The organism is Gallaecimonas pentaromativorans (assembly GCF_003751625.1).
Taxonomy (GTDB): Bacteria; Pseudomonadota; Gammaproteobacteria; order Enterobacterales; family Gallaecimonadaceae; genus Gallaecimonas; species Gallaecimonas pentaromativorans.
The window spans coordinates 426,332-446,004 of sequence record NZ_RJUL01000002.1; the positions used below are offsets into that span (position 1 = coordinate 426,332).

Consider the following 19,673-nt stretch of genomic DNA (forward strand, 5'->3'; position numbering starts at 1 on the left):
TTGCAGAATGCAACGCATAGCCGTTGTGAATGTTAAGGAGGTAGCAAGGTGGCCAATCCCGTATCCGGCGCCCAATATCTTATGCGCGGTTTTTCCCTTATTCGGGAAAAGGGCCTGCGCCGATTTGTGCTTATTCCACTGCTGGTCAACCTGGTGCTGTTTGTTGCCGCCTTTAGCTGGCTGACTTATCGCATCAAGGACATGGTCAACTGGGTATTGGGCTACCTGCCAAACTGGCTGGACTGGCTTGAATACCTGATTTGGCCGCTGGCAATACTGTCGGTGCTGGTGGTGTTTTCCTATCTTTTCAGCGCCATCGCCAACTGGATAGCGGCGCCCTTTAACGGCCTTTTGGCCGAGCGGGTGGAGCTGAAACTCACCGGCGAGCCGCTGCCCGACACCGGCATGCTGGACATCGTCAAAGACATGCCGCGCCTTTTTGGCCGCGAGTGGGCCAAGCTCAAATACTACCTGCCACGGGCCATCGGCTTTTTATTGCTGTTTTTAGTGCCGGTAGTGGGCCAGACCCTGGGGGCGGCGCTGTGGTTCTTCTTTACCGCCTGGATGATGGCCATCCAGTACCTCGACTACCCCTTCGATAACCACAAAATCCCCTTTGAAGACATGAAACTGGCCCTCAAATACCAACGAAGCGCCAGTTTTAGCTTCGGCATACTGGCGACCTTGCTGGCCATGGTGCCCATTTTGAACCTTATCGTGATGCCGGTGGCGGTGTGCGGCGCCACCGCCATGTGGGTCGAGCGGTTTAGGCCTCACCTTTTAAGACGCTAAAAAAGGGCCGCTAGGCCCTTTTTGATGAGTTCGGTTCCCGGACCTTGGCGCTCAAGCACATGGTCTTGCCCTTAATAAGGGGGCGGGGGGCAGCATGGCGAGCCTTCAATAGAAAAAGGGCCAGTTTAACAGCCCTTTCTCGTGCCCTTAATCGAGCGCCATCGTCACCGGCGACCAGGCCGGCAACACCTCTGGTGGCGCTTGGTAATGGGTTGGAAATGCGCTTTTGCTGGCATAGCGGATTTTACCGTCAACCACCGTCAGTTCGGCGCGGGTATCCAGTAACTGGCGCTCAGGCACAGTCAGAATATCGTGGTTGAGCACCGCAAAATCGGCATACATGCCAGGGGCGATTTGGCCTTTATTGCGTTCCTCGCCGGAAAGATAGGCGCTGCCCTCGGTAAACAGCTTCAGGGCCGTTAACCGGTCAAGGCGGTTTTCCTCGCCATAGAGCACGGTCCCGCCAACGGTTTTACCGGACACCGCCCAGTAATAGGTGGCCCAGGGATTAAAACTGGAAACCCGGGTGCCGTCGGTACCAAGGCCGACGGGGATGCCCATGGCCAGCATTTTTTTAAGCGGTGGCGAGCGGCGGGTTTGCGCCTCGCCGTAACGCGCCAGGAAATCTTCACCGGCAAAGGCCATCCGCCCCTGCACGGCAATGGCGCCGCCCAGTTTTTTGATGCGTTCCAGGTTGTGGTCACTGACCGTTTCGGCGTGGTCGATTATCCAGCGCACCGCGCTGAGCTGTTGGGTTTTATCAATCTTCTCGAAAAGGTCCAGCATGCGGGTGATGGACTCGTCGTAGGTGGCATGGATACGAAACGGCCAGCCCTGCAACAGGTGCAGCCTGACCACTTGTTCCAGCTCTTTTTCGGCGCCCTCGCCCAAATCCGGCCGCTCGGCCTGGAAGTTTTCATAATCCGAGGCCTTCCAGACCAGCAACTCGCCGCCCCCTTCCACCACAAAACCGTTGTCCATATGCAGGTGCTGGTTTTGGTTGGCCTGGTAGCGGCTCATCCATTGGGTGAAATGGTTAAGCTCTTCACCGGGCACCTGAGGGAAGAGAAAGAAAGACACCCTCAGCGGCAACTCGCCACTGGCGGCCAACTGGCTCGATGCCTGGTAGTTGTCGGGAAAGAGGTGGCCGCCACCGCCGGCATCCACGGCGCTGGTCACCCCAAGACTCAGCAACTTGCGGTAGTAATGCTGGCTGGAGTTACGTTGTTCTTTTTCGCTAAGCGCCGGTAAGGCGGCGATGGTTTGGTACAAGATGGCGGGGTTAGGGTCTGCCACCAGCCTGCCGGTGGGCTCGCCCGAGGCGTCTTTCTCGTAATAACTGCCCTTGGGGGGCTGGGTGTTTTTGTCTATGCCCAGTACCGCCATGGCTTTTTTATTGAGTACGCCACCGGAATACAGGTGCAGCACAAAAACCGGCGTATTAGGGGCCGCCAAGGTCAGTTCTTCAGCGGTTGGCATCCGCTTTTCTTTAAACTGATGGGGGCTCCAGCCTCCCACAACCCGCACCCATTGCCCTGGCGGGGTGTTTTTGGCGCTCTGGCGAATAAGTGCCAGCCCTTTTTCCAGCGAATCAACACCCTCCCAACGGGTCTCGGTGTTGTAAAAGCGCCCTTCCCGCACCACGTGCAGGTGGGAGTCGTTCATCCCCGGGATCACCCGCTTCCCTTTGGCATCAATCACCAGGGTGCTGGCTTGGCGGGTCTTCAATAACGCCTCGTCATCGCGGCTTAGCGTGTCAAACCGGCCATCGGTTACCGAAAAACCGCTGTATGACTTTCCGTCGAAAGTAGAGATCTTGGCGTTATGCACGATGAGGTCGACAGCCTCGGCGGTATAGCTGCAGGCAGCAAGCAGCATGGCGAGGGGGGCAAGTTTCATTAGTGGCTCCAGGTTTTAGGCATGCGCAAACCGCGCGCGGCGCAGTCATGCCCAGATTAAAGCCTATTCTTGGCCCCGTTGGCGGGAGCAGTGTTTATCCAAAAAAGAAACATTTAACCAAAACCTTTTTAACCTTTAGGTTTTTATAGGTTTGGGGCAGGCGGCGCCTAAGCCGATACCCGCACGTCCAGCAGGTGGCCCAGCACAATATGGAGGTATTCGCGTTTAAAGGCGCCGTCAAAGGGCACGTCTTCGAGGGAGCAGCAGCTGTCGATATCGTCCTGGGCCAGGGCCCAGCGGATGGCGGCGAGGGTCTTGTGTTGCAGCTCCTCGTCGTAGCGATCTTTGAAGTTTGGGAAGATGTTGTAGGCAAAGCGGTTGGCCTTGACCGGCTCTAAGGAGTCGAGATGAAGCAGGGCGTAGAAGACGCCATTTAAGATGCTTTGTCGTTCGTGGCTCACCTGCCCTCCTTTGCCGCCGTGCATCCAGCACCACAAAGATGGCACGGCTTTGGCGATCACGACAGGGTTAAAAGCCAAAACCTGATTGAAAATACAGAAAAAAGTGTCAACAAAAAGCCCGGTTAAACCGGGCTTTTTAGCTTTATCCGCCGTGCTCGGCGTCGGCCTTGGCCGAGCCGAAGGTCCAGTGCAGATGCCCCGAGACCCACTTTTTAAAGTCCTCCAGGATGAGGTAGAGGGCCGGCACCAGCACCAGGGTAATGACGGTGGCAAAGAGGATACCGAAGGCCAGGGACACCGCCATCGGGATGATGATCTGCGCCTGCAGGCTGGTCTCGGTAACGATGGGCACCAAGCCCAGGAAGGTGGTGAGCGAGGTCAGCATAATGGCCCGAAAGCGCTTGATGCCTGAGTCCACCACCGCCTGGCGAATAGCCACCCCTTCCTTGCGGGCCTGGTTGACGAAATCCACCATCACCAAGGAGTCGTTCACCACCACCCCCGACAGGGCAATGATGCCAAACAGCGACAATACCGACACCGACAGACCCAGCAGCCAGTGGCCAACAATGGCGCCGATGATGCCAAAGGGAATCACCGACATGATGATAAAGGGCTGCAGGTAGGAGTTGAGGGGAATGGCCAGCAGCGCGTAAATCACAAACAGTGCCAGCAGGGCTCCCAGCAGCAGTTGGGTGTTGTTGTCCGCCTCGTCCTGGGCCTCCCCCGACATGCGCAGCGAAATACCCGGGTACTTGGCTTTAAGGCCCGGCACCACGTCTTTCATCAGTTCGCCAATCACCTTGGACGGCTCCACCTTGTTTTTGTCGGCGTCAGCGCTGACCGTCACCGCCCGCACCCCGTCGACCCGGGAGATCCGCGAGTAACCGTCGCCCAGCTCCACATCGGCCACATAGGAGAACGGCACTTCGCTGCCATCGCTGGTGCGAATGCGCATGTTCTCTAGGTTGGCCAGGGACTCACGTTCGGCCAGCGGGTAGCGCACCATGACTTTGACTTCTTCGTCGTCACGCTGAATGCGCTGCACTTCGGCGCCGTAGAAGCCTTCTCGCACCTGGCGGGCAAGGTCGGTCAGGCTAAGGCCCAGGGCCTGGGCAGCGGGTTTGATTTTAAGGCGCACCTCGAGGTTGCCGGACGACAGGCTGTCTTCGATATCAAACACCCCGTCGTACTTGGCCATGGCCGCCTTCAGCTCGCCGGTGGCGGCTTTCAGCTCATCAAGGTTCTTGCCACGGATGGTAAAGGCAATGGCGCCGCCGCCGGAGTCGCCGTTGATAGAGGCGTTAATCTTGAGGGTTTTCACCCCGGGCAGCTGGCCAATCTCCTGGCGCCACATGTCGGCAAGCTTAAAGGTGCCGATAGAGCGGCTCTCGGAGCTGGTCAGTTCCACCACAAAGCGGCCTTCGGTGGTGGATTGGTTCCACACGTAAACGTGCTTGACCACCCGGTTGCCGGTTTCACGCTTTAAGCGGTCATCCACCCGCCACAGGGCCTCTTGGAGTTTCTCCAGGGTCTGGTTGGTTTGGGTGGAGGCGGTGCCGCTTACCATCTCCAGGCGGCCTTGCACGAAGTCCGACGGGATATTGGGGAAGAACACAAAGCGTACGTTGCCGCTCGCCACTAACCCGGCCACCAGGATCATCATGGCGATAAACACCGACACCGTGATGTAGCGATAGCGCAGGCACCAGTTAAGGGCCGGGCGATAGTAATTGAGCACCATGTTGTCAAAGCCGCGGTTAAAGCGGGCTTTGAGACGCACCAGGGGATTTTTACTCTCGCCGTGGCTGATGCGCACATGTTTAAGGTGCGCCGGCAAAATGAACTTGGACTCAATCAGGGAGAACACCAGACAGAGGATCACCACCACGCCGATGGCCTCGAAAATGGCGCCCATAAAGCCGGTGACCATCAGCATGGGGGCAAAGGCCGCCACCGTAGTCAGTACCCCGAAGGTGGCCGGCACCGCTACCTTTTGGGCGCCGCGGATCACGTTATCCACCCCGGCGCCGCGCTCTTCTATCTCCGAGTGCACGCTCTCGCCAATAACGATGGCGTCGTCCACCACGATGCCCAGCACCAAAATAAAGCCAAAGAGACTCATCATGTTGATGGTGATGTCAAACATCGGCAGGTGCATCATCAGCAAGGTGCCAAGGAAGCACACCGGAATGCCCATCATCACCCAAAACGCCAGCCGCACCTGCAAAAAGAGGCTCAGCACCAAGAACACCAGGATACCGCCCATCACCATGTTGCTAAGCATCATGTCCAGGCGGTCAGACAAGAACTTGGAGCTGTCGCCCCAGTAGTCGAGCTGCACCCCAGCCGGCAGGTTCTTTTTCTTGTCGGCGACGTATTTTTTTACCGCTTCGGCGATTTTCAGCGCGTCCTGGTCCCCTACCGCTACCACACCGATAGAGACCCCGGGTTTACCGTTAAAGCGGGCAAAGCTGTCTTGCTCCACAAAGCCGTCAATCACCTTGGCTACGTCGTTCACCAGCACCCGGGTGCCGTCATTGCGGGTCAAAAGGGTGATTTTGTCGAACTGGTAACCGCGGTAGGCTTTGCCTTTGGCGCGCAGCAGGATATCGCCGGTTGCCGATTTAATGGAGCCGCCAGGCATATCCACCGAGCTGTTGCGCACCGCTCTTGCCACTTCGTCCAGGGTCAGGCCGTATTTGCGCAGCTTGTCTTCAGATACCTCAATGCCCACCTCGTAATTGCGCGAGCCTTGCACGTCGGCGCGGGTAATGCCCGGCAAGTCTTTGAGGTCGTCGGCGATGGATTTGGCGTATTCCTTGAAGCCGCGCTCGGTGAGATCCCCGTAAACCTGTACCCAGATCACCTCCTGCTCGGGGCGAATTTCGTAGATAACCGGTTTTTCAGCCTGCTCGGGCATGGTGGGAATGGCATCAACGCGAATTTTAATTTCGTTGAGCACCTCGGTGGTGTTGTAAGAAGGCTCCACTTCCACCTGAATGGAGGCGTTACCCTCACTGGCGGTGGATTTCACTTCCTTGATGCCCTCGATGTTCTCGATGGCCTCTTCCACCTTGAGCACGATGCCCTCTTCCACTTCCTGGGGGGCGGCGCCGGGGTACGGCACCTGGATGGAGATATAGGGCAGATCCAGCTGCGGAAACACCTCTTTGCGGATAAGCAAGGCGCTAACAATACCGCCGATGATGATCACCGCCATCAGCAGGTTGGCGGCAACGGTGTTGTGCGTAAACCAGGCAATAACGCCTTTTTGTTTTTCGCTCATTTTTCACTCACCGCCAGTTGCGTTTGGTGCTCGGCCTTGGGCGGCTCAGGGGCGATGGCCACCAGGGTGCCGTCCACCACGTTGCTAAGGGAGGTTAGGGATACCCGGTCACCGTCTTGCAGGCCGCTGGAGATATAGGCGTTCTGGGTGTCGGTGCGATCCACCTGCACTTTAAGGCGGCGGATGTGGTTGTCGTTATCGACCAGCACCACTTCATCGCCCCGCACCGCTTCTTTGGGTAGCACAATCAAGGGGCGCTCTTTACCGGAGCGCATCTGGGCGCTGACAAAGGTGCCGTACTTGAGCCAATGGCCACCGGCCTTGAGCCGCGAGTAAGGGTCGCGCACCTCGGCGATGACAAAGCTCATCCTAGACTGGGCATCCAGCACCCCGGAGCCTTGCACCAGTTCGGCGTCCCAGTGGTGGGTTTGGCCGGCCACGGTGTTGGCAAGGGAAATGGTAATGCCGCTGCGGTCGCCATCGCTCAGGCCCAGCCAGGACAGCTCTTCGTCAGATACCGGCAGCCGCACTTCGGCCACGGCGGTGTCGTCAATCATGCCAAGCTGGGTGCCCAGGGTAACGTATTGACCAAGGGCGATATTGCGCTGGCGCACCAGGCCGTCATAAGGGGCGCGAATTTCGGTGCGTTGCAGGTTGCGCTTGGCTTCTTCAAGGCGGGCTTTTTGCGATTGCACCAGGGCCTCGGCGCTGGCGAGCTGGGGTTTACGCAGCGCGATGTCGGTGACTTTATCCGGGGAAACACTGCGCCATTCTTGGGCTGCCACCCGGCCCTGGGCCTTTTCCTGCTCGTAAGCGGCAATGGCCTGGGCCAGGTCGGCCTCGGCGGCGCTCAGGGCGGTTTGGTAATCGGCAGGGTCAATCTGAGCCAACAGCTCGCCCTTTTGCACCATGGAGCCGGAGCGGAACTGGTCAGAGACCGACACCACCCGGCCGCCCACTTCCGCCACCAGGGAGGTTTGGGTTTTCGGCTGCACCGTGCCTTGAGATTCGATTTGGTAGTGCACCGGCGACTCTTTGGCGGTGACCACCGAGATCATCACCGGGGCCCTTGCTTCCTCCGCTTTTTGCGGCGGCTTTTTGGTCATCATCAAACCGACGAATCCCGCTATCGCCACCACCAACACCGCCAAGGGCAATAAGCACCCAATCGCAACTCTTTTCATGCAAGCTTCCCTGATTTTCCAGCGCCGACAATATGTAATGCGGCTGTTATAGCCGAAGGCCCTGACTGCTTATACAGGGCAAGTATTTTATTGTTTTGCAAAATGTGTACGACATGTTGCCAAGGTTATATTGGGCCATAAAAAAGGGCCCTGATGGGCCCTTTTATGGCACGGCCGGGGTTATTTTTTCCGGACCGTGATGCAACCGGCGGAATAGCCAGCACCGAAGGAGCAGATAATGCCCACATCGCCGCTACCCAGATCGCTGCGGTGCTTGTGAAAGGCGATGATGGAGCCGGCGCTGGAGGTGTTGGCGTATTCATCGAGAATCACCGGCGCCTCGATTTCGTCGGCATCGCGGCCCAGCACTTTACGGGCAATAAAAAGGTTCATGTTGATGTTGGCCTGGTGCAGCCAGAGCCGATTAGGCGTCAGGTCCTGGCGGGCCAGCTCGCCGCTGATAAGGTCGCTGACCATGGGCACCACTTCCTTGAACACCTTGCGCCCTTCCTGCACGAACAGCTTGTCGCGGTCGAACTGGTATTCGGGGGCGGTGCGGTTCAAAAAGCCGAAGTTGTTGCGGATGTTGTTGGAAAACTCGGTGACCAGCTTCTCGCCCACCACGGCCCACTGCTCGGCGCTAACCGCGTCTTCGCTGCGCTCAAGCACGATGGCGGTGCAGGCGTCGCCGAAAATAAAGTGGCTGTCGCGGTCACGAAAGTTAAGGTGCCCGGAGCAAATCTCGGGGTTAACCACCAGCGCCACCTTGGCGTTGCCGGAGCGCAACAGGCCGGCGGCGGTGGCAATGCCGAAAGTGGCAGAAGAGCAGGCCACGTTCATGTCAAAGGCAAAGCCCTTGGCACCGATAAAGTGCTGCAGCTCCACCGACATCGCAGGGTAAGCGCGCTGAGTGTTGGAGGCGGCGCAGATGATGAGATCCACTTCCTCAGGCTCGCGGCCGGCGGCTTTAAGGGCCTGATCGGCGGCGTGCATGGCCATTTCCACCATCACCGAGGGCTGGTCGTTACTGCGCTCGGGGATAAGGGGCATCATCACTTCCGGGTCGAGGATACCGTCCTTGCTGACCACATAACGGCTCTTGATGCCGGAGGCCTTATTGATAAATTCAACGCTGGAATGGGCCAAGCCCTGCAGTTGCCCGGCTTCAATGGCGGCGACGTTTTCTTCGTTAAAGTTGTCGACGTACTGGTTAAAGGCTTTGACCAGCTCTTCGTTGCTGATGGCATTGGGCGGGGTGTAGAGCCCGGTGCCGCTGATGACAATTTCGCTCACGCCTTTTCCTCTTGCTGCTCACTGGCGTTATCTAATAGCGGCCCAGTATAGCGGATCGCCGTTGTATCCCAAATCACTACCGTTTCGCCGATTTTATCCTGAATACACTGGCGGTTGTTGTCCCAAAGCACTTGCATAAACCCCAATAGCCCTGTGGCAAGGCCGGCGCCATAGCCGCCGTAGCGGCCAAAAGAGGCCCACAGGGTCAAGGGCTCGCCGTTAAGGCGCACGACCCTCAAGCCCAGCAGCTTTTTACCCGGGGTGCGGCCGCGCCACACGGCGGTAAAGAGGGTGAAATAGAGCGCGCCCCAACTGAGCCCGAGGCCAAGGTCGGCAATGATGCCCTTGGCCCAGCTCAGCAGCGAATAGCCGTAACTTTTGGGTTTGTCGGCTTGCTCATTTTCCTTGGCGGTTTGGGCAGCCTCAAGCTCTTCCTTGTGTTGCTGCTGGAGCGCTCTAGCGCCGTCCATGATTTGCGCTTTGTAGGCCGCCTTTTGCTCGGCCGTCAGAAAATCCATGTCGTCAAAGATGTTGTCGGCCAGCTCCTGGCGCGATTCCAGCTCACCGGGGAAGTTGGCATCGAGCACCGTTTTAAGGGCTGGCACTCTTTTATCGAGGCAAGCGGTGTCTTTACACAAGGCGGTGGCCACCCCCACGGCGCCTAGGGCGCCCACCGTCACCACCGAGTGCTCTTCAGTGCTGCTGCTCCCGCCTTTGCCTTTGACCCGGTCGCTGACGCTATCGGCCAGCACAATCACCACCACAAAGGCCACCAGCACCGCCAGAATACGCAGCCAACGCCGGGCCCAGGGGTGAATAACCTGGTCGTGGCGTTTGGCCAGCTGCCAGATGCCCACCGCCGCCACCAGCGCGACAAGCAGGCTTGAAACCTGGCTCAGCATGGCCACCAGCAGCAGGTCAACTGCCATGGCCATGGCCCGTCGCCAGGGCTTGCCAAGGGGGTGGCCCAAGAGGGTATCGTCTACCTTGAAGGCGAAAGGCGTAATAATGGCCCGGGTTTCCTTGCCTTCACGCCAGGCAGACAAGGCCGATTGGTAATCAGGATCGTGTTTATTCATCTATTTATATCCTTATAACCAGAAAATCCTTAACACCCGGTGGCGCTACCGCTACCTTGTGTCAAAACCCTCAGTGAGGCAGTTTTCGTTATGAGCCAAGTATTTAAAGACAATTCCCAGACCATTGGCAATTCCCCCCTGGTCAAACTGAACCGCGTAACCGGTGGCGAAGTCTACGCCAAGGTAGAATCTCGCAACCCCAGCTTCTCGGTCAAAGACCGGATCGGCGCCGCCATGATTGACGATGCCGAGCAAAAAGGCCTGCTGGGCCCGGGTAAAGAAATTATCGAGCCTACCTCCGGCAACACCGGCATTGCCCTGGCCTTCGTGGCCGCGGCCCGCGGTATTCCCATTACCCTGACCATGCCCGAGTCCATGAGCCTGGAGCGCCGTAAGCTGCTCAAGGCCCTGGGCGCCAAACTGGTGCTGACCGAAGCGGCCAAAGGCATGAAAGGCGCCATCGAAAAGGCCAACGCCATTCGTGACGCCGAGCCCAGCAAATATGTGCTGCTCCAGCAGTTCGAGAACCCGGCCAACCCCGCCATCCACGAAAAAACCACCGGCCCCGAGATTTGGGACGCCACCAACGGTGAAGTGGATGTGTTTATTGCCGGCGTCGGTACCGGCGGCACCCTCACCGGCGTGTCCCGCTACATTAAAAACGCCAAGGGCAAAGCCATTACGACGGTAGCTGTCGAGCCGACCGACTCCCCGGTTATCAGCCAAAAACTGGCCGGTGAAGAGCTCAAACCCGGCCCGCACAAAATTCAGGGCATCGGCGCTGGCTTTATCCCCGCCAACCTCGCTCTTGAGCTGATTGACCGGGTGGAGCAGGTCTCCAACGATGACGCCATGGCCATGGCCCATCGCCTGATGAAAGAAGAAGGCATCCTGGCCGGTATCTCTTCCGGCGCCGCTGTTGTGGCTGCCAAGCGCCTGGCCGAGAGCCCGGAGTTTGCCGGTAAGAAGATTGTGGTGATTTTGCCCTCTGCCGCCGAGCGTTACCTGACCTCGCCGCTGTTTGCCGATGTATTCACCGAGCAGGAACTGTCCCAGTAACTGCGCGTTGAAAGAAAAAGGCCCTTTGGGGCCTTTTTTATTGGCCAAGCAGCAGGCCGTAGTGCCAGTCGTCATGCCACTTACCGCGCAATAAAAAGTGCTCTTTAAGCACTCCTTCCCGCGCAAAGCCGTTTTTCTCCAAAAGCTTGGCTGATGGCTCATTGCCCGAAGTCACCACAGCGGTGAGCTTGTGAAAGCCTAGCTCTTTGGCAAGGGCGATAACCGCCTGGGTGGCCTCCTTGGCGTAGCCCTTACCCTGAAAGGCCGGCATAAACAAAAAGCCCAGCTCTGCCTGGCGGTGCGCCCAGGTGGCGCGAAAGCCGTGAATACCGATGGGCGCGCCACTTTCCTTTTCTCGTACCACCAGGCTCAGCCAGTGCTCGCTCTCTTTTTGCCAGGGGCGGCAGGCACTTTGGAACATGGCATCGATGTCGGCGTCGCTGCGGTTATCGGCAACAAAGGCCATCACCGAGGGTTCGCGCTCAATGGCAAAGTAAAAATCCCGGTCGGCTGCAGTTAGCGGGCTTAAGGTCAGGCGTGGGGTCTCAAGGTGCATGGCATTTTCCTTTTTTAACCACCTTGCCTCAAAACCCTTAACGCGACAATACCCTGAAAAAGCAATAAAAAACCCGGCGTCGCCGGGCTTTTTTCGCTTAGAGCCAGCCTTTTCGCTTAAAGAAAAAGTAGGTGCCGGCAGCGGAGGCGAACATCAGGGCAATGGCCAGGGGGTAGCCGTAGTGCCAGTGCAGCTCGGGCATGATGTCAAAGTTCATGCCGTAGGCCGAGGCAATCACGGTGGGCGGCAGGAACACCACGGCGGCAACCGAGAAGATCTTGATGATCTTGTTCTGCTTGAGGCTGGTAAAGCCCATGGCCGCGTCCAGCAGGAAGTTGATTTTGTCGAACAAAAACTGGGTATGGGGCAGCAGGGACTCGATATCCTGCAGCATATCTTTGATTTCTTTTCGGTTTTCTTCATCCAACCGGCCCCGCTGGTTGCGGGTAAGAAAGCGCAAAGAGCGCTGGGTATCCAAAAGACTCAAACGAATTTTGCCGTTGATGTCTTCCTGCACCGTGATGTTCTTTAAGATCTCGTCCAGCTCTTCCGCTTCGAAGACCTCTTGGCCGGTCTGTTCCAGTACGGTGTAGACGTCTTCGAGGAGGTCAGAGAGGTATTCCACCTTGAGGATTAGCATTTCCACCAGCAAGGAGGCCGGATCGGTGGCTTCCAGCTTGTTTTGGCGCAGGTAGGCCCGAAACAGCCGCATCAACCCCAGGTCTTCTTCGCGCAGGGTAATGAGCAGGTTGTCACGCAGGGTGAAGGACACGTTGACACCGCGCAGCTCTTTGCCGACCCGGTGCGGGAACAAAGAGACGATATGCAGGCCGTCTTTGTCGGAGTAGAAACGGGCCGAAGCCTCGATTTCGTTGATGTCGTCCTCTTCCGGTACTTCTTCCTGGAAATAGGTCGACATCCACTGACGCTCTTCGTCGGTGGGTTTGAACACGTCCAGCCACAGGGTGTGGGCAGGGAGACGGTCCTCGATGGAAAGTTCTTGTACGTCCAGCATCTGGCCGTTGCGCACATAGGCATTGATCATAGGCGCTTCCTGGCGGGAGGTAATTTAGCTAGCTTATTCTATGCCAAGGTACTTGTGTAACTGAACCGACAAGCGCCAATTCCTTTTGATACAAGTCGTTATACAAAGCTTTGTGGCCCGTTTCCCTTGGCTTACCGGCTGCAAATACACCGGTTTGTCGCTGCTGCAGCGGGCCAAAAGGGCGTCCAATTCCTCGATGTCGCGCTCCCGGGCTACCGGGTGCTTGATATCATCGGCCCGCTCCAGGGCCGAATCGAGGATGGCGTAGCCTCCTTTCATACCCACTTTTGGCGACAGGGTGATGACAGTCTCTTGAGGCACGTTGATTTCAAAGGTGCCGGAGGTCTCGATTTGGGTGCTGTAGCCGGCGCTGTGCAGCGCCTCGCAAAGCGGCACCAAGTCAAACATGCAGGGCTCGCCGCCGGTAATAACCACCAGTTTGGCGTTAAAGCCGCGCTCGGCAAAGGTGGCCAGCATCGCCTCGGGTGTCGCCCAGGCCCAGCAGCTGGTGGCAGCGGTTTTCACCAGAATGTCGCCCAGCGGGCGCTCGTCTTCGCTGTTTTGCTCCCAGGTGTGTTTGGTATCGCACCAACTGCACCCCACAGGGCAGCCTTGCAGACGCACAAAGATGGCCGGCATCCCGGTAAAACGGCCTTCACCTTGCAAGGTTTCGAAAATTTCATTGACCGGATAGCGCATCTTTTGTGCCTCAAGGTTGAGAGGGGGCGGATGCTACCATAAAATGCTGGCCCCAACCGAGGTGAGGCGTCATGAGCAAAGTTGTAGTCATCTATTCCGGCGGCATGGATTCGTTCACATTGCTGCACAAGGCCATTAACGACGGGCATGAAGTCCATGCGTTGTCGTTCAATTATGGCCAGCGCCATGTGAAGGAGCTGCAAGTGGCCGCCAAGGTGACCGCCGCGCTCGGCATTGCCCATGAGGTAGTGGACATCAGCGCCATTCAGAGCCTGATTGCCAACTCGGCGCTGACCTCGGATATCGCCATGCCAGAAGGCCACTATCATGAGGACAACATGAAGCAAACCGTGGTGCCCAACCGCAACATGATTTTGCTCTCCTTGGCCATCGGCAAGGCGGTGAGCATTGGCGCCGACAAGGTCTACTACGGTGCCCATGGCGGCGACCACGCCATCTACCCCGACTGCCGCCCCGAGTTCGTCAACGCCATGAACGCCGTATCGCAAGTGGCCAACTACGAGCCGGTGAGCATCGAAACCCCCTACCTGCTGGCCACCAAAGGTGAGATCCTCACCGACGGCCTGAAGATGGGGCTCAGTTACGAGAATACCTGGACCTGCTACCAGGGCGGCGAGGCGGCTTGTGGCCGCTGTGGCGCCTGTCAGGAAAGGCTGGAAGCCTTCCGCGAAAACCACCTGGAAGATCCCCTGCCTTACCTGACCCGTGAGATGTTATGAAACAGACGCTGTACAAAGACTTTTCCTTCGACTCCGCCCACCGCCTGCCCCACGTACCGGCCGGCCACAAGTGCGGCAACCTCCACGGCCACACCTTCGGGGTGCGGGTGGAAGTAACCGGCGAAGTGGACCCTTACACCGGCTGGGTGATGGACTTTGCCGACCTCAAAGCCGTGGTCAAACCGCTGATTGACCAGCTCGACCACTGCTATCTCAACGAGATTGAAGGCCTGGAAAACCCCACCTCAGAAGTACTGGCCAAATGGATTTGGGACCAGCTCGCCCCCAAACTGCCGCTGCTTTCTGCGATTTGGGTACGGGAAACCTGCACCTCTGGTTGCCTTTATAACGGCAACTGATAAATGGGCCGCGCTGCGGCCTTTTTTATGCCCGCTGCCGGGCGCCAGCGCCCTTGGCCTGGCACTTACAGCCCGGCTATGTTACTAATCGGCCACCTGTTTTTTGCGGTTCCAATCCATGACCTTACCCCTGTTGTTCTTTCCCGGCACCCAGTGTGATGAGCGCGTCTTCCTGCCCCTTTGGCGGCTGATGAGCATCGACGACAGGCGTTATGTACCGCTGCAATGGGCCGAGACCCTGGAGCAGATGCTGTCCTTGGCCGACTACGGCGCCGAGGGCGACAAGGTGCATCTGCTGGGCTTTTCCATGGGCGGTTACATTGCCAGCCGTTTTGCCCTGGATAACCCGGCGCAGGTGGCCTCACTGACCCTGATTGGTTTTGATGCCGCCGGCCTTAGCCCCCAGGAAGAGGCCCAGCGGGCCCAGATCATCAAAAGCCTGGAGCGGGGTCAGTTCAAGCCCATGTCTGAGGCGCGCTTGGCGATGATGGTGGGCGACAAAAGCCCGTTGGCCGTCGAGGCCAAGGCCACCATCCGTGAGATGGAGCAAGATTTGGGCGGCTCGGTGGTGCGCTATCACATGATGGCCGCCTCCAACCGCCCCGACTTGCGCCCAGCGCTGGCCAAGGCCCCCTTCCCCATCAACATCATTGCCAGCAGCGATGACCGTATGGCTTCTGTTGAAGCCCTCAAGGTAATGCACCAGCGCATCGGCCATAGCCACTTTGAAGAGGTTTCAGACAGCGGCCATATGCTGCCTCTGGAGCAGCCCCAAAAGCTGGCCACACTGCTCACCACCCTCATTACCGACTGACCATGGCACTGTGGGCCATAGTGCAGCGCGGCTGTGTCACGCCTTTTTTATTGGCGCGATCCCAGCGCTATCAATTAGGGGCTCTGGGGTTGGTGCAAGTGCTGCTGGCCCTGGCTGCCACCACAGCGGCCCTTGCCGTTGCTGCCCGGGTGGCAGGCCTGGTGGTGACTCTGATCTATTGCCTGCAATGCCTGCGTTTTGCGCTATCCGCAAAAGACCAGCCGCTGCCCAGCCTTGCCGGGCGCGCCCTGCTGCTGGGCCTTGCCAGCGTGGCGCTAACCTTCGCTACCTTGCTGGTGATGCAAGTGCCGCTGCTGGCTACCGGGCTTTTCGCCGAGATAACCTCGCCAAGTTTTGCCATCAACCTCGCCAAATGGCTGGCCTATGCCCTGCTCGGCGCTTTTTACCCGGTGCTGCCGCTGGTGGCGATAAACGGGGTAGCCGGGCTTCGCCAAGGCTTTAAGGTGGGCAGACAGCACTGGCTGGCCCTGGGGCTGTTGGTGTTTATGGAAAAAATGCTTGGGGAGCTTGTTATGGCGGCGCTTGGCTACCTGCCCCTTGGCGAGAGCCTCGCCGTGCTGGATATGGTGCTACAACTGATACTGCTGGCGCTGTGGATGTTCGTGCTGGCAGAAGCGGTGAAAACCTGGCATCGCCCGGCGGACCACTTCGTCTTGGAGGTCTAAACCTTGAAGCCCCCCTACCAGCCCATCCGTTGCGACCTTTACGACTACCTGGAAATCGCCTGCCTCTTTGGCTACCGGCTGCAGGTGGAGCTGGCCTCGGGCCAGACGTTTGAGGCCAAGGCCCTCACTACCCGGGTGCAAGGGGGCGAAGAGTTTTTAACCCTGCAAAACGGCGAGGCGACACGTGAGTACCGCCTCGATGCCATCACCGCCATTACCCCTTTGGATAGCGGCGCCCGCTTTGGCCGGGTTGTGCTGGCCCCTTAGCCGCAGCGCTCCATATACAGCACCGCCGGCATCACGCCTAAGCGCCAGCTGCGCACCAGACCATCGGCGCCGGCCTCAAACACCAGCTTTTTGCCTTGCCAGGCAGGGTCGCTCACCACCAGCAGTTGGGCGCCAGCCTGGTATTTATGGGGCAGGGTTTCACTGCGGCCAGCAAATACCTGCTCGGCCTTGGCAAGGGGGTCGCCCACCTTGATGCCGCCGGGGCTCAGGTAGCCGGGGCTGTCCACATCCAGGCGCACAAAGCGGCCGTTTTCCACCATAAAGGCCAGGCCAAATTGCTGGCTGGCGTCGGGGTTTTCAAACAGCATCTGGCACTGGGCGGCGCTATCGCTACCGCCGTAAAGGGGTTTGCCCACTGCCTTTTTCAAGGTGGACAGGGTGTCGCCAAATCGGGCCTTGGCAAAGCCGTCCACCGTGACCGGTTGCGGCTTTGGGTTAAGCGCACAGGCCGCCAACACCAGCGGCATCATCCACACTAATGGTTTCATCCGGCTCTCCCTGCAAATCACACCAACCCTAAGTTAACAGTGTGATTTCAATATGATGTGAATATCGCCCTAACAATACTGCTACCATGGCAGCCTGTGCTTTTGCCAAGGAAAGCCATGGATAAGCTGCTTGCCATGCGCATGTTTGTTGAGACCGTTGACGCCAAAGGCTTCTCGGCCGCCGCCCGCAAATTGGATATCGCCACCTCGTCGGTATCGCGGATGGTAGACGCCCTGGAGGCAGAGCTCGGCACCGTGCTGCTCAATCGCTCCACCCGCCAGGTGACCGTATCGGAAGCCGGCATGGCCTATTACCTCAGTGCCCGCCACATTCTCGACAGCGTGGTAGAAGCCGACACCGCCATCAAAGACAGCCAGGAAGAGCCTTCTGGGCCATTGCGGGTTTCGGTGCCCTCCGCCTTTGGCCGCGCCATTATCGCCCCCCATCTAGGCCGCTTTTTGGCCCGCTACCCGCGCCTGGAGCTGGATATCACCCTGACTGACGAGATTGTTGATCTTTTTGCCGAACGGGTGGATTTATCCATCCGCCTGGGCTCCCCGGCGCCCATGGAAGAGGTGATAAGCCGCCCGGTAGGACACTTCAAACGGCTGGTGGTGGCAAGCTCCGAATACCTAGAGCGCTGCGGCGAGCCGCAAGAGCCACAGGCCCTTAGCAGCCATGAATGCCTGCGTTTTAACTACGGCGCCGCCAACCAGGTGTGGACCTTTGAAAAGGATGGCCAGCAATGGCGCATTCCGGTGCAGGGCCGCACCAAAAGCAACAATATCGAAGTGCTGCAAGAGCTGGCTCGCTCCGGCTACGGGGTGGCGCTGCTGCCCGACTGGCTGGCTTATAACGACGTTGAAAGCGGCCTGCTGACCCAGCTTTTTCACGATTTTACCGTTAATCCCAACAACGCCAGCGCCGCCATCAGCGCCCTTTATCTGCCCAATCATCGGGGGTCAAAGCGCGTTAAGGCCTTTATCGAGTTTATTTCCGGCATCCTCGAAGACGCCTAACCTCGCCCCAAAGCCAGTGGCGGCAATGGCTTTGCCTTTTATGCAAAGCAACCTTGCCCGCCCGCCCGATTCTCAGCAAAAGGCGCAACACCTACCTTAGGCCCATCCCGACAACCCCGGAGTGAGCCTGCGATGCGCCCTTTATCCATTGAAGTCTTTGGCGACTTTACCAGTCCCTGGTGCTGGATTGCCGAGCACCGCCTGCACCAGGCCCTTGACGAAGCCGGTGCCTTGCAGCAAGCACAGCTTCATTACCGGCCTTTTTTGCAAAACCCCAGCATCCAACCCCAAGGCATAGAGCGGCGCTATTACTGCACCGCCAAGGCCGGCAGCTGGGCCCGCGCCCAATTGCTGGACGCCCAGGTCAGTGCCGCAGGCCAAGAGCAAGGCCTGGAATTTCGCTTTGACCGCATCAGCACCGTGCCCCAAACCCTCGCCGCGCACCTTTTGGTGTGGCAAACCCAGCAATCTGCCCCGGCCAAAACCTCGGCATTGGTGGAGGCCATTTACCACGGTTATTTCCACCTGGGCCTGGATATTGGCAAGCACCAAGTGCTGGCCGACATCGCCGCCAGCGTGGGGCTTGACGCAAAGGCCTGCCTCAACGCCCTTAACAAAGCCCAAGGGCTTAGTGAACTTCGCGTACTGCTGGCTGAAAGCCGAAAGCCAAGTATCGACAAGGTGCCGCTCGTTGATATCGACGGCCACCGGGTCACCGGCGCGCAGCCGATCAGCGTGTTTCGCCGCGCCATTACCCGCTCTCCCCTTTAACCCTGACTGCCCTTTTTGAGGACTTCGCTATGACCGCACAACTTAAGCAACCCATCAACGTAGGTACCCTGACGCTGCCCCACCGGGTCGCCATGGCCCCTTTGACTCGCTCGCGGGCTGGCCAGCCGGGTAACGTACCCACCGCCATGAACGTGGAGTACTACCGTCAGCGCGCCAGCGCGGCACTGATCATCACCGAGGCCACCCAGATCTCCCAACAAGGCCAGGGTTATGCCTGGACCCCCGGAATTCATACCAAGGTACAGATTGATGGCTGGGCCAAGGTAAGCGAGGCTGTCCATCAAGCCCATGGCCGTATTTTCATGCAGCTTTGGCACGTTGGCCGGGTGTCGCACCCGCAGTTCCAACCCGGTGGCCGCCCGCCGGTGGCCCCCAGCGCCCAAGCCGCGCCCGGTAAAACCTTTATTACCGATGCCAACGGCGAAGGCATTTGGGCTGATGTGCCGGTGCCAGAAGCGCTGAGTATCAGCGGTATCGACGCCATTGTTGCCGATTACCGCCAGGCCGCCCTTAATGCCATGGCCGCCGGCATGGACGGGGTGGAGATCCACGCCGGTAACGGTTACTTGCTGGACCAGTTCATCAACAGCGCCTCCAACCTAAGGGACGACCAATACGGCGGCAGCATTGAAAACCGCGCCCGCCTGCTGCTGGAGATTGTTGATGCCCTGGTCGAGTTGCTGGGCCCGGGCAAAGTGGCGGTGCGCCTGACCCCCATGGGCCGCTTTATGGGTATGGGCGACGACACCCCCGAACAAACCTTCGGCTACATCGCCCGCGCCCTGAACGACAAATCCCTGGCTTACCTGCACCTGGTTGAGCCGGTGATGGTGGGCACGGTACGTGACGACAACATCGACCCGCGCTGGGACGCCATCATCCATCAGCTGCGCCAGGACTACCGTGGCGTGCTGATGCTGGCTGGCGGTTATGACGCGAAAAGCGCCGAGCAGGCCCTGGCCGATGGCCGCGCCGACATCATCGCCTTTGGCCGACCTTTTATTGCTAACCCGGATCTGCCGCGCCGCCTGTTTGACGGCCTGGCTCTGAACGCCGGTGACAGCGCCACCTTCTTTGGCGGCGACGCCACAGGCTACATCGACTATCCCGCTTGGGCACAGGAGTAATCC

20 protein-coding genes are annotated in these 19,673 nt (G+C 58.6%); 10 read left to right on the forward strand and 10 right to left on the reverse strand.

Features of this window, described 5'->3' with window-relative positions; all coding sequences use genetic code 11:
* The first annotated feature begins 48 nt into the window (after positions 1–48).
* Positions 49–792 (forward strand): sulfate transporter CysZ, encoded by a 744-nt coding sequence (gene cysZ / locus EDC28_RS04840; RefSeq protein WP_123420844.1) that lies wholly within the window; start codon positions 49–51, stop codon positions 790–792.
* Positions 793–939: 147 nt separating this feature from the next.
* On the opposite strand, the gene EDC28_RS04845 is transcribed toward cysZ, so the two are convergent.
* From EDC28_RS04845 to EDC28_RS20270, 6 genes are all read right to left on the reverse strand, one after another.
* Positions 940–2,691, reverse strand: coding sequence for an amidohydrolase (locus EDC28_RS04845; RefSeq protein WP_123420845.1), 1,752 nt, complete (start codon positions 2,689–2,691; stop codon positions 940–942).
* A 167-nt stretch (positions 2,692–2,858) separates the two neighbouring features.
* Complete coding sequence (locus EDC28_RS04850; protein WP_050657610.1) at positions 2,859–3,152, reverse strand: hypothetical protein; 294 nt, start codon at positions 3,150–3,152, stop codon at positions 2,859–2,861.
* Between the two features lie 142 nt (positions 3,153–3,294).
* The gene (locus tag EDC28_RS04855) at positions 3,295–6,441 is read right to left on the reverse strand and encodes an efflux RND transporter permease subunit (RefSeq protein WP_123420846.1); all 3,147 of its coding nucleotides are present in this window, start codon (positions 6,439–6,441) and stop codon (positions 3,295–3,297) included.
* Positions 6,438–7,625: an efflux RND transporter periplasmic adaptor subunit gene (locus EDC28_RS04860; RefSeq protein WP_123420847.1), complete on the reverse strand. Its 1,188-nt coding sequence runs from the start codon at positions 7,623–7,625 to the stop codon at positions 6,438–6,440. Before EDC28_RS04860 ends, EDC28_RS04855 begins: the two co-directional genes overlap by 4 nt.
* A gap of 180 nt (positions 7,626–7,805) precedes the next feature.
* Positions 7,806–8,918: a beta-ketoacyl-ACP synthase III gene (locus tag EDC28_RS04865; protein ID WP_123420848.1), complete on the reverse strand. Its 1,113-nt coding sequence runs from the start codon at positions 8,916–8,918 to the stop codon at positions 7,806–7,808.
* A complete protein-coding gene (locus tag EDC28_RS20270) occupies positions 8,915–9,997 on the reverse strand; it encodes an RDD family protein (protein ID WP_244946541.1) in 1,083 nt (360 codons plus the stop codon). Before EDC28_RS20270 ends, EDC28_RS04865 begins: the two co-directional genes overlap by 4 nt.
* Before the next feature lie 90 nt (positions 9,998–10,087).
* Here EDC28_RS20270 and cysK point away from each other — a divergent pair, with 90 nt between their 5' ends.
* On the forward strand, positions 10,088–11,056 hold the full coding sequence (gene cysK / locus EDC28_RS04875) for a cysteine synthase A (RefSeq protein ID WP_123420849.1): 969 nt from the start codon (positions 10,088–10,090) through the stop codon (positions 11,054–11,056).
* Positions 11,057–11,093: 37 nt separating this feature from the next.
* On the opposite strand, the gene EDC28_RS04880 is transcribed toward cysK, so the two are convergent.
* The 3 genes from EDC28_RS04880 to queE all read right to left on the reverse strand — a co-directional run bounded on the left by EDC28_RS04880 (position 11,094) and on the right by queE (position 13,356).
* Complete coding sequence (locus tag EDC28_RS04880; protein ID WP_050657604.1) at positions 11,094–11,612, reverse strand: GNAT family N-acetyltransferase; 519 nt, start codon at positions 11,610–11,612, stop codon at positions 11,094–11,096.
* 97 nt (positions 11,613–11,709) lie between these two features.
* The gene (corA, locus tag EDC28_RS04885) at positions 11,710–12,657 is read right to left on the reverse strand and encodes a magnesium/cobalt transporter CorA (RefSeq protein ID WP_123420850.1); all 948 of its coding nucleotides are present in this window, start codon (positions 12,655–12,657) and stop codon (positions 11,710–11,712) included.
* A 33-nt stretch (positions 12,658–12,690) separates the two neighbouring features.
* Positions 12,691–13,356, reverse strand: a complete 666-nt coding sequence (gene queE / locus EDC28_RS04890; protein WP_123420851.1) for a 7-carboxy-7-deazaguanine synthase QueE — start codon at positions 13,354–13,356, stop codon at positions 12,691–12,693.
* A gap of 71 nt (positions 13,357–13,427) precedes the next feature.
* On the opposite strand from queE, the gene queC reads away from it, so the two are divergent.
* The 5 genes from queC (at position 13,428) to EDC28_RS04915 (ending at position 16,222) form a co-directional block, all read left to right on the forward strand.
* Positions 13,428–14,096 carry a 7-cyano-7-deazaguanine synthase QueC gene (gene queC, locus EDC28_RS04895; RefSeq protein WP_123420852.1) on the forward strand — a complete coding sequence of 223 codons (669 nt, stop codon included), beginning with the start codon at positions 13,428–13,430 and terminating at the stop codon, positions 14,094–14,096.
* Complete coding sequence (gene queD / locus EDC28_RS04900; protein ID WP_123420853.1) at positions 14,093–14,455, forward strand: 6-carboxytetrahydropterin synthase QueD; 363 nt, start codon at positions 14,093–14,095, stop codon at positions 14,453–14,455. The genes queC and queD overlap by 4 nt, the downstream gene beginning before the upstream one ends.
* 118 nt (positions 14,456–14,573) lie before the next feature.
* Positions 14,574–15,269, forward strand: a complete 696-nt coding sequence (locus tag EDC28_RS04905; protein WP_123420854.1) for an alpha/beta fold hydrolase — start codon at positions 14,574–14,576, stop codon at positions 15,267–15,269.
* Between the two features lie 2 nt (positions 15,270–15,271).
* Complete coding sequence (locus EDC28_RS04910; RefSeq protein WP_148049804.1) at positions 15,272–15,955, forward strand: hypothetical protein; 684 nt, start codon at positions 15,272–15,274, stop codon at positions 15,953–15,955.
* Positions 15,956–15,958: 3 nt separating this feature from the next.
* Positions 15,959–16,222, forward strand: a complete 264-nt coding sequence (locus EDC28_RS04915) for a Rho-binding antiterminator (protein WP_050657597.1) — start codon at positions 15,959–15,961, stop codon at positions 16,220–16,222.
* Here the strand turns inward: EDC28_RS04915 and EDC28_RS04920 are convergent.
* Complete coding sequence (locus EDC28_RS04920; RefSeq protein WP_148049805.1) at positions 16,219–16,731, reverse strand: lectin; 513 nt, start codon at positions 16,729–16,731, stop codon at positions 16,219–16,221. The two genes, EDC28_RS04915 and EDC28_RS04920, sit on opposite strands and share 4 nt — an antisense overlap.
* Positions 16,732–16,848: 117 nt before the next feature.
* On the opposite strand from EDC28_RS04920, the gene EDC28_RS04925 reads away from it, so the two are divergent.
* The 3 genes from EDC28_RS04925 (at position 16,849) to EDC28_RS04935 (ending at position 19,670) form a co-directional block, all read left to right on the forward strand.
* The gene (locus EDC28_RS04925; RefSeq protein ID WP_050657595.1) at positions 16,849–17,751 is read left to right on the forward strand and encodes a LysR family transcriptional regulator; all 903 of its coding nucleotides are present in this window, start codon (positions 16,849–16,851) and stop codon (positions 17,749–17,751) included.
* A 132-nt stretch (positions 17,752–17,883) separates the two neighbouring features.
* A complete protein-coding gene (locus tag EDC28_RS04930; RefSeq protein ID WP_123420857.1) occupies positions 17,884–18,522 on the forward strand; it encodes a DsbA family oxidoreductase in 639 nt (212 codons plus the stop codon).
* A 29-nt stretch (positions 18,523–18,551) separates the two neighbouring features.
* The gene (locus EDC28_RS04935; RefSeq protein WP_123420858.1) at positions 18,552–19,670 is read left to right on the forward strand and encodes an alkene reductase; all 1,119 of its coding nucleotides are present in this window, start codon (positions 18,552–18,554) and stop codon (positions 19,668–19,670) included.
* The last annotated feature ends 3 nt before the right edge of the window (positions 19,671–19,673 follow it).

What these genes read in the sequence shown, in the direction of transcription:
- EDC28_RS04845 (WP_123420845.1), bottom strand. Translation starts at nt 2,691, where the DNA reads ATGAAACTTGCCCCCCTCGCCATGCTGCTTGCTGCCTGCAGCTATACC.
- EDC28_RS04855 (WP_123420846.1), bottom strand. Translation starts at nt 6,441, where the DNA reads ATGAGCGAAAAACAAAAAGGCGTTATTGCCTGGTTTACGCACAACACC.
- EDC28_RS04860 (WP_123420847.1), bottom strand. Translation starts at nt 7,625, where the DNA reads ATGAAAAGAGTTGCGATTGGGTGCTTATTGCCCTTGGCGGTGTTGGTG.
- EDC28_RS20270 (WP_244946541.1), bottom strand. Translation starts at nt 9,997, where the DNA reads ATGAATAAACACGATCCTGATTACCAATCGGCCTTGTCTGCCTGGCGT.
- cysK (WP_123420849.1), top strand. Translation starts at nt 10,088, where the DNA reads ATGAGCCAAGTATTTAAAGACAATTCCCAGACCATTGGCAATTCCCCC.
- EDC28_RS04880 (WP_050657604.1), bottom strand. Translation starts at nt 11,612, where the DNA reads ATGCACCTTGAGACCCCACGCCTGACCTTAAGCCCGCTAACTGCAGCC.
- corA (WP_123420850.1), bottom strand. Translation starts at nt 12,657, where the DNA reads ATGATCAATGCCTATGTGCGCAACGGCCAGATGCTGGACGTACAAGAA.
- queE (WP_123420851.1), bottom strand. Translation starts at nt 13,356, where the DNA reads ATGCGCTATCCGGTCAATGAAATTTTCGAAACCTTGCAAGGTGAAGGC.
- queC (WP_123420852.1), top strand. Translation starts at nt 13,428, where the DNA reads ATGAGCAAAGTTGTAGTCATCTATTCCGGCGGCATGGATTCGTTCACA.
- queD (WP_123420853.1), top strand. Translation starts at nt 14,093, where the DNA reads ATGAAACAGACGCTGTACAAAGACTTTTCCTTCGACTCCGCCCACCGC.
- EDC28_RS04905 (WP_123420854.1), top strand. Translation starts at nt 14,574, where the DNA reads ATGACCTTACCCCTGTTGTTCTTTCCCGGCACCCAGTGTGATGAGCGC.
- EDC28_RS04910 (WP_148049804.1), top strand. Translation starts at nt 15,272, where the DNA reads ATGGCACTGTGGGCCATAGTGCAGCGCGGCTGTGTCACGCCTTTTTTA.
- EDC28_RS04920 (WP_148049805.1), bottom strand. Translation starts at nt 16,731, where the DNA reads ATGAAACCATTAGTGTGGATGATGCCGCTGGTGTTGGCGGCCTGTGCG.
- EDC28_RS04925 (WP_050657595.1), top strand. Translation starts at nt 16,849, where the DNA reads ATGGATAAGCTGCTTGCCATGCGCATGTTTGTTGAGACCGTTGACGCC.
- EDC28_RS04930 (WP_123420857.1), top strand. Translation starts at nt 17,884, where the DNA reads ATGCGCCCTTTATCCATTGAAGTCTTTGGCGACTTTACCAGTCCCTGG.
- EDC28_RS04935 (WP_123420858.1), top strand. Translation starts at nt 18,552, where the DNA reads ATGACCGCACAACTTAAGCAACCCATCAACGTAGGTACCCTGACGCTG.